This is a genomic window from Actinotalea subterranea (assembly GCF_008364845.1).
Classification (GTDB): Bacteria; Actinomycetota; Actinomycetes; order Actinomycetales; family Cellulomonadaceae; genus Actinotalea; species Actinotalea subterranea.
On record NZ_VTTP01000004.1, the window covers coordinates 65305 to 80375 of the forward strand.

Consider the following 15071-nt stretch of genomic DNA (forward strand, 5'->3'; position numbering starts at 1 on the left):
TGGGTGGATGGCACTTCCCCCGGCCTTCCCGCCCGAGACCGCCCCCGTGGCCGGTCCGGGCGAGGACGTGCCCGACGAGCGTCGCCCGGCGCCGCGTCGTGCGCTGTGGTTCGGGGCCCTCACCGCGATGGTCGGAGCCGTCGGCGTGTGGGGCGTGTGGCGCTTCTTCGTCGGCTCGCGCACCGGACGGCTGATGGACCACGCCGCGCTCGAGGGCGCCGGCTTCGGCCGCAACACCCTGTGGGACGGCGCGCAGAACGTGCTCGACGTGATCTCCGTCCCGTTCCTGGTGGTCGTGCTGCTCTCGACGATGCTGCTCGCGGTGCTGCGGCGCCGGGTCGTGCTGGCGGTGCAGGTCGCGCTCCTCGTGGGCGGGGCGAACCTGACGACCCAGGTCCTGAAGAAGGTGGTGCTCGAGCGGCCCGAGCTCGGCACGTCGGACCTCCTGCTCAACTCGCTCCCGAGCGGGCACACGACGGCGGCGGCGTCGGTCGCGGCCGCGCTCGTGCTCGTCGTGCCGCGGCGCCTGCGTCCGGCGGCCGCGGTCGTCGGGGTCGTGTACACCGTGGCGACAGGCATGTCGACGCTCGTCGCGGGCTGGCACCGGCCGAGCGACGTCACGGCGGCCGTGCTCGTCGTCCTCACGTGGTCGGGCGTCGCGACGATGGTCGGCGCGCTGTACGAGGTCTCACGGTCCGCGCCGTCGGGCTCGCGCGTCGGGGCCGCCGTGACGACCGTGCTGCTCCTCGGCGCGCTGGCCGCCGGGGCAGGTGCGGGCGTCGCGCTCTACCGGGACCTGCCCAGGGCCGAGTCGGGGCTCGACTCCACCGCGGACCTCCTGACCGCGTACGGCGGCGGTGCGCTGGGCGTCGTCGCCGTGAGCTGCGCGACCTTCGCCGCACTGCTCTTCCTGCGGCACCTCCTGGACCCGCGCGACACCTGACCCGAGCCTGCGCGCGGCGCCCCGCCCGGGTCCCCGACGACAGGTCGTACGCGCTCCTCCCGGGCCCCGCCCGGCGTCGTCGGACGACGGCGTGGTGCCTGCTGCGCGGCCGGAGGTCGTAGAGTGCCCGATCGACGGTGCTCTGCACGCACCGTGCGCCGGCCGCGGGACGCGGCTCGGCCCCGTCCAGGAAGCAGGTCCGCATGCCCGCAGGTCGCAAGCTCGTGATCGTGGAGTCGCCCGCCAAGGCGCGCACGATCGCCGGCTACCTCGGAGACGGCTACACGGTCGAGGCGTCCGTGGGTCACATCCGCGACCTCCCGCAGCCGTCCGAGCTCCCCGCGGACATGAAGAAGGGGCCGTTCGGCAAGTTCGCGGTCGACGTGGACCACGGCTTCGAGCCGTACTACGTGGTCGACGCGGACAAGAAGAAGAAGGTCGCGGAGCTCAAGCGGGCGCTCAAGGAGTCCGACGAGCTCTACCTCGCGACCGATGAGGACCGCGAGGGCGAGGCCATCGCCTGGCACCTGCTCCAGGAGCTCAAGCCCAAGGTCCCCGTCAAGCGCATGGTGTTCCACGAGATCACCCGCGAGGCGATCCAGCGGGCGCTGGAGAGCACGCGTGACCTGGACGTGCGCCTCGTGGACGCCCAGGAGACGCGGCGCATCCTCGACCGGCTCTACGGGTACGAGGTCTCCCCGGTCCTGTGGCGCAAGGTCCGCCAGGGGCTGTCGGCGGGCCGCGTGCAGTCCGTCGCGACGCGCCTCGTCGTCGAGCGTGAGCGCGAGCGCATGGCGTTCCGGGCCGCCGACTACTGGGACGTGACAGGCACGTTCGTGCAGGCCGCCCCGTCGGTCGAGGCCGAGGAGGGCTCGTTCGGTGCGCGCCTGGTCCAGGTCGACGGCCGACGCGTCGCCAGCGGGCGGGACTTCGACGACCGCGGGCAGCTCAAGGGCGCGGACGTCGTGCACCTGGACGAGTCGCGGGCGACGGCGCTCGCCGCCGGGCTCCAGGACGCGGACTTCGCGGTGCTGAGCCTCGAGACCAAGCCGTACACGCGCCGCCCGGCCGCGCCGTTCACCACGTCGACCCTCCAGCAGGAGGCGAGCCGCAAGCTCCGCATGGGCTCCCGGCAGACGATGCGCACCGCGCAGGGGCTGTACGAGAACGGCTACATCACCTACATGCGTACGGACTCGCCCGCGCTGTCGACGCAGGCCATCGACGCCGCACGGCGCCAGGCGGCCGAGCTGTACGGCCCCGAGTTCGTCCCCGACAAGCCCCGCGTCTACGCGAACAAGGCGAAGGGTGCGCAGGAGGCCCACGAGGCCATCCGGCCCGCGGGCGACCACTTCCGCACCCCGGCGCAGGTCGCACGCGAGCTCTCCGGCGACCAGTTCCGGCTCTACGAGCTGATCTGGAAGCGCACCGTTGCGTCGCAGATGGCGGACGCGCGCGGCTCGACGGCATCCGTCCGCGTCGGTGCGACGACGACGGCGGCCGCGGGTGGGCACGCCGGCAGCGCCGCGGTCTTCGCGGCGTCGGGCACCGTCATCACCTTCCGTGGCTTCCTCGCCGCGTACGAGGAGGGTCGCGACGTCGAGCGCTACTCCGACGACGAGCCCGCGGCCGGCGGGTCCCGCCGCGGCGCGCGCGGACGTGCGGCGGCCGGCGCGGACGACGCCGAGCAGGGGGGCGACGCGGCGTCGACGCGCAGCGAGGACGCCCGCCTGCCCCAGATGGCGGAGGGCGACCGGCTCCTCGGCTCGGAGCTCGCGGCCGACGGGCACCGCACGTCACCGCCGCCGCGCTTCACCGAGGCGAGCCTGATCAAGGCGCTCGAGGAGCGCGGCATCGGTCGCCCCTCGACGTACGCCGCGACGATCTCGGTCATCCAGGACCGCGGCTACGTCACCAACCGTGGCCAGGCCCTCGTGCCGTCGTGGCTCGCGTTCGCCGTGACCCGGCTGCTCGAGGAGAACCTCGACCGCCTCGTCGACTACGACTTCACTGCCGCGATGGAGCAGGACCTCGACGCGATCGCCGCGGGTGACAAGGAGCGCGTCGCGTGGCTGACGAGCTTCTACTTCGGCGAGCAGTCCGGTTCGGCCGCGCCGGAGGGCCTGCGTGACCTCGTCGCGAGCCTCGGCGACATCGACGCGCGTGACGTGAACTCGATCGACATCGGCGACGGCATCACCCTGCGCGTGGGCCGGTACGGGCCCTACCTCGAGGGCCCGGCCGCGGAGGGCGACGACCCCGAGACGCCGCGCCGAGCCTCGGTGCCCGACGAGCTGGCGCCCGACGAGCTCACCGTCGAGAAGGCCCGTGAGCTCCTGGAGACGCGGCCCGACGGCGACCTCGTGCTCGGCCAGGACCCGACGACGGGGACGACCATCGTCGCCAAGAACGGTCGCTACGGCCCGTACGTCACCGAGCTGCTGCCCGAGCCCGAGCTCGACCCGGGCCTGTCCGCCGCCGCCAAGAAGAAGGCGCTGGCCGCGCAGCCGAAGCCCCGCACGGCGTCGCTGCTCAAGACCATGCAGCTGCCGGGCATCACGCTCGAGGACGCGCTGCGGCTCCTGTCGCTGCCGCGCGTCGTCGGTGTGGACCCCGCGTCGGGCGACGAGATCACGGCCCAGAACGGGCGCTACGGCCCGTACCTGAAGAAGGGCACGGACTCGCGCACCCTGCCGACCGAGGAGGCGATGTTCGACATCACCCTCGAGGAGGCCCTGGCGATCTACGCCGAGCCCAAGCGTGGGCGCGGTGCGACCTCGGCCCCGCCGCTGCGCGAGCTCGGCGCCGACCCGGTCTCGGGCAAGCCCGTCGTCGTCAAGGAGGGCCGGTTCGGTCCGTACGTGACGGACGGCGAGACCAACGCGACGCTCCGCAAGGAGGACGCCGTCGAGTCCGTGACGCTCGAGCGGGCAGCCGAGCTCCTCGCGGAGAAGCGGGCCCGCGGGCCCGTGAAGAAGACCGGCCGTGCGCCCGCCCGCAAGGCCCCGGCGAAGAAGGCCGCCCCGAAGAAGGCGGCCGCCAAGAAGTAGTCCGCGAGGCTCCGGGGCGGGTCGCCGTCCCGGAGGTCAGACGGGCTCGTCGTCCGTGGTGAACCCGATGACCTTGTGGCTGCCGTCGCAGTAGGGCTTGATGCCCGACGCGCCGCACCGGCACAGCGCGACGGTCGACCGGCGTCGGGGTGCAGGTTCACCGCTCGCGAGCAGGATCTCGACGTCGCCGCGCACCAGCAGCGGGCCGTCGGGGCAGGCCGTCACCGAGGCCCACGGCGTGCGCGCGGGGGCCGGTTCGGGCGTGGGCGCGGGTTCGTCCCTGCCTGGCGCCGTCCTGATGTCGCGGATGCTCACGCGGCAAGTCAACCTCGCATCGACGCCGTCCGCCCGCGGAGGGAGGGCACACGGTCCGGATGCGTGGGCGGCGGCCCGGTGCGAGCCTGTGGTCGGGCCCGCCGTGGCTCGCCGCGCGTCCGCGGCGGGGCGGGCACGTGGAGGAACCGATGCGACGACCCGCTCCCCGAGGACCACTGACGACGGTGCTGCTCGACGCCCTGGTCGGCACCCCCGGCCCCGTGCCGGCGGTGCTCGAGGCGGCCGAGCGGGCGGCGTCGGGGTCGAGCGACGTCCTTGCCGACGAGGACGTCCAGCTCGCTCTGCTCGTGCTGTACGAGCTGCACTACCGCGGCGTCGACGGCGTGGACGACGCCTGGGAGTGGGAGCCGGACCTCCTGCGTGTGCGGGGCGTCCTCGAGCGCCCCTTCGAGGCGGCGATCCGTGACCTGGTGCCGGTTCCCGCGACCGACGCGCGGACGGCCCCGGAGATCGCCCGGGCCCTGTTCGACCTGACCTCCGCCGACGACGGCCCGAGCGTGTCCGCGTACATCGCGAAGAGGGCGACGGACGCCCAGCTCCACGAGTTCGTCGTGCACCGCTCGATCTACCACCTCAAGGAGGCCGACCCGCACAGCTGGGCCCTGCCGCGCCTGAGCGGGCGGCCCAAGTCCGCGCTCATTGAGATCCAGGCGGACGAGTACGGCGGCGGGCGCCCCGGGTACATCCACTCCGAGCTGTTCGCGGGGACGATGCGCGCGCTGGGCCTGGACGACGCGTACGGCGCGTATGTGGACCGGGTACCGGCGCCGACGCTCGCCTCGGTCAACATGATGAGCCTGTTCGGCCTGCACCGACGCCTGCGCGGGGCGATCACGGGCCACCTCGCGGCGTTCGAGATGACGTCGTCGATCCCGTGCCGCAAGTACGCCAACGGGTTCCGCCGCCACGGGTACGGCGACGACGTGACGGGGTACTTCGACGAGCACGTCGAGGCCGACGCGGTGCACGAGCAGATCGCCGGCCGTGACCTCGCGGGCGCGCTCGCGGAGCTCGAGCCGCAGGTGCGCGACGACGTGCTGTGGGGCGCGGCCGCGTACCTGGCCGTCGACGGGCTCGCCGGGGCCCGGATGCTCGAGGACTGGGAGCAGGGCCGGTCGGCGCTGCGGGGGCAGGCGCCGATCGCGGCGTGACGGCGCTAGCGTTTGCCCCATGACACACGCCGAGGACCCGCGCACCGCCCCGCCCATCCGCTGGGGGATCCTGGGACCCGGCTGGATCGCCAACACGTTCGCGACGGCGGTCAACCGCTACACGCGCGCCCAGCTCGTCGCCGTCGGATCCCGCAACCGTGACCGCGCCGAGCGGTTCGCGACGCACCACGGCATCCCGACCGTGCACGTCGGCTACCAGGCGCTGGTCGACGACCCGCAGGTCGACGCGGTCTACGTCGCCTCGCCCCACTCCGAGCACCGTGAGCACGCCCTGCTGGCGATCGCGGCGGGCAAGCACGTGCTCGTCGAGAAGTCGTTCACGCGCAACGCGGCCGAGGCTCAGGAGGTCCTCGACGCCGCCCGTGCCGCGGGCGTCTTCGTCATGGAGGCGATGTGGACGCGCTTCCTGCCGCACGTCGTGGCGCTGCGCTCGGTGCTCGCCCGGGGTGACATCGGCGAGGTCGTGACGGTCATCGCCGACCACGGCCAGGCGTTCGGCCACCTGCCGGTCACGCACCGCATCCACGCGCCCGAGCTCGCGGGCGGGGCGCTCCTCGACCTCGGCGTGTACCCGGTCTCGTTCGCGCACGACGTGCTCGGCGTGCCCGACCGCATCCAGGCCGTCGGCTCGCTGACGCCCGCGGGCGTGGACGGCCAGATCAGCATCGCCCTCGGCTTCGGTGAGCGCGCGCAGGCGGCGCTGAGCACCACGCTGTGGTCGCACACGGGCACGACGGCGATGATCGGCGGCACGACCGGTCGCATCGAGGTCACGGGCGACTTCTACCGCCCGGCCTCGTTCACGGTGGTCCGCGAGGACGGCACGCGGTGGACGTACGACAGGGAGGTCGACGGGGGCTTCCAGTACCAGGCGGCCGAGGTCGCCCGGCGCGTCGCCGAGGGGGCGACCGAGAGCCCGGTCATGACGTGGCAGAACACGCTCGAGGTCATGGCGACGATGGACGAGATCCGCCGCCAGGTGGGCGTGGTCTACCCGGGGGAGTGAGGGCGGCGGCTCCCGGGGCGCGGTCGATGTCCGGGTGCCCGACTACCCTGACGCCGTGACCTCGACCACCCCTGCGACCGGTGCGGCGCGCGCCAGCACCCCGCCGGGTGCCTTCGTCTCGTTCGAGGGCGGCGACGGCGTCGGCAAGTCGACGCAGCTCGCGCTCCTCGCGCGGTGGCTCGAGGAGCAGGGCTGGGCCGTCGTCAGCACGCGCGAGCCGGGTGGTACGACGCTCGGCCTGGAGCTGCGCGACGCCGTCCTGCACGGCGAGCACGTGAGCGCACGCACCGAGGCGCTGCTCTACGCGACGGACCGGGCGCACCACGTGGACACGGTGGTGCGGCCCGCGCTCGCCCGCGGCGCGGTCGTCCTGACCGACCGGTACCTCGACTCGTCCGTCGCCTACCAGGGCAACGGCCGGGACCTCGGAGCCCAGGAGGTCGAGAACCTCTCGCTCTGGGCCACCGAGGGCCTGCTGCCGGACCTGACGGTGCTCCTCGACCTCGATCCGTCGGTCGGCCTCACGCGGCTCACGGGCAGCCCCGACCGGCTCGAGAGCGCCGGTGCGGAGTTCCACGCACGCACGCGGCAGGCGTTCCTCGACCGCGCGGCGGCCGACACCTCGGGGCGCTGGCTCGTCGTCGACGCGTCCGCCGACGTCAACGCGATCCACGCCCAGGTGCGCGCACGCGTCGCCGCGTTGCCGCAGGTCGTCGCCGGCCCGCCTGCCGTGGCGGCCCCCGCGGGCGCGGCCGAAGCCGCGGACGGCACCGCATGAGCGTCTGGGACGACGTCGTGGGTCAGGCGGCCGCGGTCGACGTGCTGCGCGCCGCGACCCTCTCGCCCGAGGCCATGACGCACGCGTGGCTCATCACCGGGCCGCCCGGCTCGGGCCGCTCGAACGCCGCGCGCGCGTTCGCCGCGGCCCTCCAGTGCGAGGCGGGGGGCTGCGGGCACTGCCAGGCGTGCACGACGTCGCTCGCGGGCACGCACGCGGACGTCACCGTGGTCGCGACCGAGAAGGTCACGATCTCGATCGAGGAGGTGCGCGACCTCATCGGGCTCGCGCAGCGGACCCCGTCGCAGGGGCGGTGGCGCGTGATCGTCCTCGAGGACGCCGACCGGATGGTCGAGCGCACGTCCAACGTGCTCCTCAAGGCGATCGAGGAGCCCCCTCCGCGCACCGTCTGGCTGCTGTGCGCGCCGAGCCCGCAGGACGTCGTCGTGACCATCCGCTCGCGGTGCCGTGGCGTCGCGCTGCGGATCCCGCCGGTCGCCGACGTGGTCGCGCTGCTCGTCTCGCGGGACGGTGTGGACCCGGAGGTCGCGGACGTCGCGGCGCGTGCCGCCCAGAGCCACATCGGGCTGGCCCGGCGCCTCGCGCGCGACCCCCAGGCCCGCGAGCGGCGTGCACGCACGCTCAACCTCGCGGCGACGATCCGGGGCGTGGGCGACGCGGTGCTCGCGGCGGGCGACCTCGTCGAGGTCGCGACCGCGGAGTCGAAGGCCGCGACGGAGGACCGGGACGCCGCCGAGAAGGCGGCGCTGCTGCACACGCTGGGCGCCGAGGGCGGCCAGACCCTGCCGCCCAGCCTGCGCGCCCAGGTCCGTCAGCTCGAGGACGAGCAGAAGAGGCGCGCGACCCGGGCCCAGCGCGACGTGCTCGACCGCTCCCTCACGGACCTGCTGTCGTTCTACCGGGACGTCCTCGTGGTCCAGCTCGGTGCCGACGTCGCGCTCGTCAACGCCGCGCAGGAGGCCGACGTGCGTCGCGTCGCCGCGGAGGGCCGCGCGGAGCAGACGATCCGGCGGATGGACGCGATCGGCGAGGCGCGGACCAGGTTGGCGGGCAACGTCGCGCCGCTGCTCGCCATGGAGGCCATGGCCGTCGCGCTGCGCCCGCAGGGCTGACCGGGCGTCCGGCAGGCAGGCCTGGGCCCCCAGGGCTGACGGGCGTCGGGCAGGCATACCTGCACCCCAGGGCTGACCGGTGCCCGGGTGCTGCGGTTCACACGCTTCCCACACACGCGCGGGCGGGTTGGCCACCCGGCATTCGTTACCGTTGCTCCGTGCCGCTCGCCGTGAACCCCGCCAGTCCCCGCTCGTCCCGTTCCCGGACCGCGGCCCGACCGCGCTCCGGCCCCGGTGGGCCCGTCGCAGGCCCCGCCCGCGTACGCGTCCGCGCAGCCGCGGTGATCGCGCTGACGGCCGTCGTGCTCGCCGGTTGCGCGGCGCCCAAGGTCCAGTCGAAGCCCAAGGGTGAGGGCACGGCGTCGGGCACGGCGACGGCACCCGCGGAGCTGACGACGCTCGACGCGTTCTACGAGCAGGAGATCACCTGGGAGGCGTGCGACTCGTACGAGTGCGCGACCGTCCAGGTGCCGCTCGACTGGGACGCGCCCGAGGCCGGCGCGATCGGCCTCGCCCTCAAGCGCTCGCTCGCCACCGGTGCGTCCGAGGACCGCCTCGGCTCGTTGCTCATCAACCCCGGCGGCCCGGGGGCGTCGGGCACGGAGTTCGTCGACTACGCGGTCAGCGGGGTCATGGGCGACCCGGTCCTCGACGCGTACGACGTCGTGGGCTTCGACCCGCGCGGTGTCGGCGGCTCCACCGCGGTCGACTGCGGCACGGATGCGGTCCTCGACGAGTTCTTCACGGCCGACGTGCCCATGGCGAGCCAGGCGGACGTCGACGCCGCGCGTGAGCGCACTCGTGTGTTCGGGGAGTCGTGCCTCGAGGCGACCGGCCCGCTGCTCGGCGAGGTCGACACGGTGAGTGCCGCGCGGGACCTCGACGTGCTCCGCGCCGTGCTCGGCGACGAGAAGCTGAACTACGCGGGCTTCTCCTACGGGACCTTCCTGGGCGCGACGTACGCGGGGCTGTACCCCGAGAACGTGGGACGCCTGCTGCTCGACGGGGCGCTCGACCCCTCCATGAGCAACGACGACCTGGTCATCGGCCAGGCCATCGGCTTCGAGGAGGCGCTCTCCGCCTACGTCGAGGACTGCCAGGCGGGCGCGAGCTGCCCGCTGCGGGGCTCCGTCGAGGAGGGCAAGCAGCAGATCCTCGACCTCGTGACGCGGGTCGAGGCGAAGCCGATCGACGCGGGCGGCGGCGAGGTCCTCAACGGTGCGCTGGCGTTCTACGGCATCGTCGTGACCCTGTACGACGACGCGTCCTGGCCGAGCCTGACCATGGCCCTCGACGAGGCGATCCGCGACAACACGGGTGCGATCCTGCTCGAGCTCGCCGGCTACTACCTCGATCGCACGGGCGACGGTGCGTACCTGTCGAACTCCATGGAGGCGTTCACCGCGATCAACTGCCTCGACTACCCCGTCGTCGAGCGCAGCTACGACGAGATGCTCGCGTTCGCCGACGAGGTCGCGGTCAGCGCACCGACGTTCGGCCGCGAGTTCGTCATGGCGGTCGGCTGCGAGGCGTGGCCCTTCCAGTCGCAGGTCGAGCGGGCTCCCATCACCGCCGAGGGTGCGGCGCCGATCCTCGTCGTCGGCACCACGGGCGACCCGGCGACGCCGTACGAGTGGAGCGTGGCGCTCGCCGACCAGCTCGAGTCGGGCCACCTGCTGACGTTCGAGGGCGAGGGCCACACGGCCTACGGCCGCGGCGGCCCGTGCATCGGTGACGCCGTGGACGCCTACCTCGTCGAGGGGACGCTGCCAGAGGAGGGGCTCGTCTGCTGAGGCCTTCCGACGGCCCGACGGCGCGTGGCGAGGCTCGCTTTGGCTCCTCGGCATGCGATCGGTACAGTAGGGCCCGCTCGTAGCACGCACGCGTGCGACCAGCGCCGCCTTAGCTCAGTCGGTAGAGCGTCTCACTCGTAATGAGAAGGTCATCAGTTCGATTCTGATAGGCGGCTCCCTCCACGAAGGCCCCCTCGCCAGCGGAAACGCGGCGGCGGGGCCTTCGTCTGTCCGCACCGGTGACGGCCGCGGCCCGCGGACGGCGCGCGATCCGGATGCCCCAGGGCGGCTCCCGTGCGTACGGTGGGTCGGTGCCTTCCGTCAAGCAGGTCCAGGTCACGTTCGACTGCACCGAGCCCCAACGGGTCGGACGCTTCTGGTGCGAGGTGCTCGGGTACGTCGAGCCGACCCCGCCCGAGGGGTTCGCCACCTGGGAGGACGTCGACCGCTCGCTCCCGCCCGAGGACCAGGGCCGGTGGTACGCGTGCGAGGACCCGACGGGCGTCGGCCCGCGGCTGTTCTTCCAGCGCGTCCCCGAGGGCAAGGTCGTCAAGAACCGGGTGCACCTGGACGTGCGCGTCGGCACCGGCCTCGTGGGCCACGAGCGCGTCGCCGCGCTGGAGGCGGAGTGCTCGCGCCTCGTCGCGCTCGGCGGGACACGCGTGCGGCTCATGCTCGCCGACGAGCAGAACGAGTCGTGCCTCGTGATGCAGGACGTCGAGGGCAACGAGTTCTGCCTGGACTGATCGCCCGGGCCTGACGCGCCCCCGCAGACTCTGTGACAGCGGGTGTTGACTCGTGTCACAGGGGTCACCTACGGTCTCCCCCACGACGCGCCGCGCAGCCGTCGGGCAGGGGGACAGCGTGCGCCACGACGACGTCGCGCACCTGGTCGTCACCACCTCGCCGGCCTGCGTCCGACGGTCGCCCGTGATCGACGCACTCCGAGAGGTAGGCCTTCATGCAGGTCACATCCGCGCTGCGGCACCGCCCGCAGACCACCGACCAGACCCCGTCGCGCACCGGACGTCGGCTCGCCGCCGGCCTGGCAGCGGGCGTGCTCCTCGCGTCGTCGGGCGCGTTCGCCGGGGCCGCGTCAGCGACCGTGCCGGCCGACGCGGCCTCCGGGGGAGCCCGCGCCGAGGCCACCGCGGGCACACCGGGTGCTGCGCCGCCGCCCGGTGAGGCGGTCACGCCCGACCCGGGTGTCACGGACCGCCTCATCGTGAAGTACCGCACCCAGGGCCCGGGCGGGGCGCCCGGCGCGACCACCCAGGAGGAGCGCCGCGACCGGATCCAGACGGCGGCCCAGTCCGTGGGTGCCTCCGTCGAGCACGTACGACGCACCGGACAGGGTGCCGAGGTCTGGAGCCTCGGGACCGCCGTCCCCGAGGCCGACGTCGCGGCGATCGCCGCCGAGGTGGCGGCCGCCGACCCGACCGTCGAGTACGCAGAGCCCGACCGGATCCTCCACCCGCTCGCCGCGGCGCCGAACGACCCGCGCTGGTCCGAGCTGTGGGCCCTGCAGACGAGCAGCGTCGGCATCAACGTGCTGAGCGCGTGGGACACCACGCGGGGTGCGGGCGTCAACGTCGCGGTGATCGACACGGGCTACCGCCCGCACGCGGACCTGGCTGCGAACGTCGTCGGCGGGTACGACATGATCGCGGACACCTCGGTGTCCAACGACGGGAACGGCCGCGACGCGGATGCCGCCGACCCGGGCGACCACACCGCGGCGAACCAGTGCGGGGCAGGCGAGCCCGCGACCGCGTCGAGCTGGCACGGGACCCACGTGGCTGGGACCATCGCCGCCGTCGCGGGCAACGGGGCCGGCGTCGCGGGGGTCGCACCGGCGGCGAAGGTCGTGCCGCTGCGCGTCCTCGGCACGTGCGGTGGCTACACGTCCGACATCGCGGACGCCATGGTGTGGGCCTCGGGCGGCACCGTGACCGGCGTGCCAGCCAACCCGAACCGCGCCCGCGTGCTGAACCTGTCGCTCGGCGGCAGCGGCACGTGCGACACGACCAGCCAGCGCGCGATCACCACCGCGCGCGCCAACGGCGCCGTCGTCGTGGTCGCGGCGGGCAACGAGAACCGTGACGTGTCCCAGTCGAGCCCCGCGAACTGCTCCGGCGTCGTCGCCGTCGCCGCGTACGGACCGACCGGCGCGCGTGCGTACTACTCCAACTACGGCTCCCTCGTCGACGTCGCCGCACCCGGTGGCGACCAGAGCGGTGGCTCGAGCCGGGGCATCCTGTCGACCCTGAACGCGGGCACGGCCGGCCCCGGGGCCGACTCGTACGCGTACTTCCAGGGCACGTCGATGGCCACGCCGCACGTCGCGGCGGTCGCGGCCCTCATGCTCTCGGCCAACAGCGCGCTCACACCCGACCAGGTCGAGACGATGCTCCGGTCGACCGCGCGTCCCTTCGTCGCGACCTGCTCGGGCTGCGGCGCCGGCATGCTCGACGCCGCGGCGGCAGTCGCCGCAGCGAAGGGCGGGGGCACGACGACGCCGCCGCCGACCGGGACCGAGGCGGAGCCGAACAACACCCGCGGGACGGCCAACGCCGTCGGTGCGCCGTCGACCGTCAGCGCCGCGATCGGCTCGTCGAGCGACACCGACTACTTCGCGGTGAGCCTGCCAGCCGGGGCGACCCTGACGGCGACGCTCACGCCCGGCTCGACGAGCGCCGACTACGACCTGTACCTCTACAACGCGAGCGGGAGCCTCGTCGCGTCGAGCGAGCTCGGGGCGGGCCGCGCGGACGCGGCATCCACGCGTAACGCCGGGTCGACGACCGCGACCTACTACGCGCGCGTCGCCTACTACTCCGGCGGCACCGGAGCCGGCCCCGGGGCCTACAGCCTCGCCCTCGGCTGGTGACCCGCACCGGCCGCGCGTCCTGCCGGGCGCGCGGCCGGCCGGCCGAACGCGGGTGATGTCGCAGGTCAGCGGCATGCACAACGTCTGCACCGACCTCCACGTGCCTGCACAGAACGTGCACCGGACCCGCTCGCCGACGAACCGCCCCGGGGGGCGCGGATCTCTAGCGTGACGCTCATGAGCGATGCCCCTGCCCCGCCGACACCCCCTCGCCCTTCACGGGCCCCGGCCGCGGGCGACGGCGCAGGCATCCCCGCCCACCCGCACGGCGCGGTGGGAGGCCCGCCCGGGGGGGTCGGGGGTGAGGGCCCGCCTGCGGGTCAGGCACGCGTCATGGGGATGCCGCCGGGCGGGTTCGGTTCGGCGCCCCGGTCGCCCGGCGGACCGGGCGCGACGGCCCTGCCGGCAGGCGTCCCAGGCGCCGGGTACCCGCCGCACCTGGGCCCGGGCGTCACGGTCCACCGGCCGCCGAGCCGCCTGGCTCACGCGTTGGCGCGGTTCTGGGCGGAGCGCGAGCGGCCGGTGCCGAGCAGCGCCCTGGTGACCAGCGGCATCGTCGGGGTCGCCGGCGGCGGCCTCCTCGTCGGGCACCACCTGGGACTCGGGGCCGCGGCCGTGGGGCTCGCGCTCTGGGCTGCGGCAGTCCCCGCGCTCGTCCGACGTCGGGCGTGGCTCGACCTCGTGACCGTCGGCCTAGCTGTCCTGCTCGTCGCGATGGTCGCCGTACGCGACGCGGGGTGGGTCGTCGCGCTGTGCCTCCTCGCTGCGGCGATGCTCTCCACGGTGGCGGCGACGTCGGCCAGAGGTGGCCCCGCGGTGCTGGCGAGCGGTGCGAGCTGGGCCGCCGGCGTCGTGCGCACCCTGCCGTGGCTCGTGCGGGGTGCCGGGACGCTCGCCGGGCCTCGCAGGGGCCAGGTCCTCGTGGCCGCGCGCAGCCTCGCCGTCACGGCCGGGCTGCTCCTCGTCTTCGGCGTCCTGTTCACGAGCGCGGACGCGGTGTTCGCGAGCTACGTCCCCCGGCTCGAGCTCGAGCTGCTCCCCGGGCAGGTCGTCGTGGGCCTGCTCGTCGCGGTGGCGTCGGCGACGCTCGCCCACCTCGCGCTCGCGCCCCCGCCGTGGTCGGGTGTGCGTCTGCCGCTGGGGCGTCCGGCGAGGCTGGGGGAGTGGCTCCTGCCGCTCGTGGCGCTCGACGCGCTCGTCCTCGCATTCGTGCTCGTCCAGCTCGGCGGGGTGCTGGGTGGGCACCGCCACGTCCTCGGGACGGCCGGCCTCAGCTACGCGGAGTACGCGCGCCAGGGGTTCGCGCAGCTCGTCGCGGTCACCGCGCTGACGCTCGTCGTGGTGGCCGTCGCGGCGCGGCGCGCCCCGCGCGAGACCGGGCGGGAGCGGTTGATCTCCCGGCTCGTGCTCGGTGTGCTGTGCGTCGGCACGCTGGGCGTGGTCGCGTCCGCGCTGCGTCGCATGGACCTGTACGTCGAGGCGTTCGGGCTGACGCGCCTGCGGCTCTTCGTGGTGATGGCCGAGGTCGTGCTCGGCGTGGTGCTGCTCCTCCTCCTCGCGGCGGGTGTGCGCTGGCGCGCGGGGTGGCTGCCGCGTGCCGTCGTGCACGTGGCGGGTGCGGGCGTGCTCGCCCTCGCGCTCGTGAACCCCGACGCGCTGATCGCGCGCCACAACCTCACGGCGGACCTCGAGGTCCCCGTCGACACGGTCTACCTCGCCGGCCTGTCAGCCGACGCCGTGCCCGCGCTGCACGCGCTCGACGACCCGCTCTGGGCGTGCCTCGTGCGCGGCGGGACCGACGGCGGTGCCGCCGCGTGGAACCTGGGCCGTGCGCGCGCGTCCGAGCTGGCCGGATCAGCCCCGGGCGGCAGCACGTGCGCGGACGCCTACGCCAAGCGCTGACCGCAACGCCCACGCGTGCGCCAGGTGCCGGCGCCTGAGCGAGCCCCGACGGCCGGCGGCCGCGGCCT

Annotated in this window: 11 protein-coding genes and 1 tRNA gene; 11 read left to right on the plus strand and 1 reads right to left on the minus strand. The window is 74.5% G+C overall.

Features of this window, described 5'->3' with window-relative positions; genetic code table 11:
* Nucleotides 1-7 precede the first annotated feature (7 nt).
* Both FZ988_RS08990 and topA read left to right on the plus strand, forming a co-directional pair.
* Nucleotides 8-943: a phosphatase PAP2 family protein gene (locus FZ988_RS08990; RefSeq protein ID WP_149203692.1), complete on the plus strand. Its 936-nt coding sequence runs from the start codon at nt 8-10 to the stop codon at nt 941-943.
* A gap of 203 nt (nt 944-1146) precedes the next feature.
* The gene (topA, locus tag FZ988_RS08995; protein WP_149203693.1) at nt 1147-3993 is read left to right on the plus strand and encodes a type I DNA topoisomerase; all 2847 of its coding nucleotides are present in this window, start codon (nt 1147-1149) and stop codon (nt 3991-3993) included.
* 36 nt (nt 3994-4029) lie between these two features.
* Here topA and FZ988_RS09000 read toward each other — a convergent pair whose 3' ends face one another.
* Entirely contained in the window at nt 4030-4308 is a 279-nt protein-coding gene (locus FZ988_RS09000; protein ID WP_246169361.1) for a CDGSH iron-sulfur domain-containing protein, read from the minus strand.
* 149 nt (nt 4309-4457) lie between these two features.
* Between FZ988_RS09000 and FZ988_RS09005 the strand changes: the two genes are divergently transcribed.
* The 9 genes from FZ988_RS09005 (at nt 4458) to FZ988_RS09045 (ending at nt 15003) form a co-directional block, all read left to right on the plus strand.
* A complete protein-coding gene (locus tag FZ988_RS09005) occupies nt 4458-5480 on the plus strand; it encodes an iron-containing redox enzyme family protein (RefSeq protein ID WP_149203694.1) in 1023 nt (340 codons plus the stop codon).
* A gap of 19 nt (nt 5481-5499) precedes the next feature.
* A complete protein-coding gene (locus FZ988_RS09010; protein ID WP_149203695.1) occupies nt 5500-6507 on the plus strand; it encodes a Gfo/Idh/MocA family protein in 1008 nt (335 codons plus the stop codon).
* Nucleotides 6508-6562: 55 nt separating this feature from the next.
* Complete coding sequence (gene tmk, locus FZ988_RS09015) at nt 6563-7285, plus strand: dTMP kinase (protein ID WP_149203696.1); 723 nt, start codon at nt 6563-6565, stop codon at nt 7283-7285.
* A complete protein-coding gene (locus FZ988_RS09020) occupies nt 7282-8418 on the plus strand; it encodes a DNA polymerase III subunit delta' (protein WP_149203697.1) in 1137 nt (378 codons plus the stop codon). Before tmk ends, FZ988_RS09020 begins: the two co-directional genes overlap by 4 nt.
* 281 nt (nt 8419-8699) lie before the next feature.
* Nucleotides 8700-10211 (plus strand): alpha/beta hydrolase, encoded by a 1512-nt coding sequence (locus FZ988_RS09025; RefSeq protein ID WP_246169362.1) that lies wholly within the window; start codon nt 8700-8702, stop codon nt 10209-10211.
* A 103-nt stretch (nt 10212-10314) separates the two neighbouring features.
* Nucleotides 10315-10387, plus strand: a tRNA-Thr gene (locus FZ988_RS09030).
* A 135-nt stretch (nt 10388-10522) separates the two neighbouring features.
* On the plus strand, nt 10523-10957 hold the full coding sequence (locus FZ988_RS09035) for a VOC family protein (protein ID WP_149203698.1): 435 nt from the start codon (nt 10523-10525) through the stop codon (nt 10955-10957).
* A 215-nt stretch (nt 10958-11172) separates the two neighbouring features.
* Complete coding sequence (locus FZ988_RS09040) at nt 11173-13101, plus strand: S8 family peptidase (RefSeq protein WP_149203699.1); 1929 nt, start codon at nt 11173-11175, stop codon at nt 13099-13101.
* 540 nt (nt 13102-13641) lie between these two features.
* Nucleotides 13642-15003: a DUF4153 domain-containing protein gene (locus FZ988_RS09045; RefSeq protein WP_246169364.1), complete on the plus strand. Its 1362-nt coding sequence runs from the start codon at nt 13642-13644 to the stop codon at nt 15001-15003.
* The last annotated feature ends 68 nt before the right edge of the window (nt 15004-15071 follow it).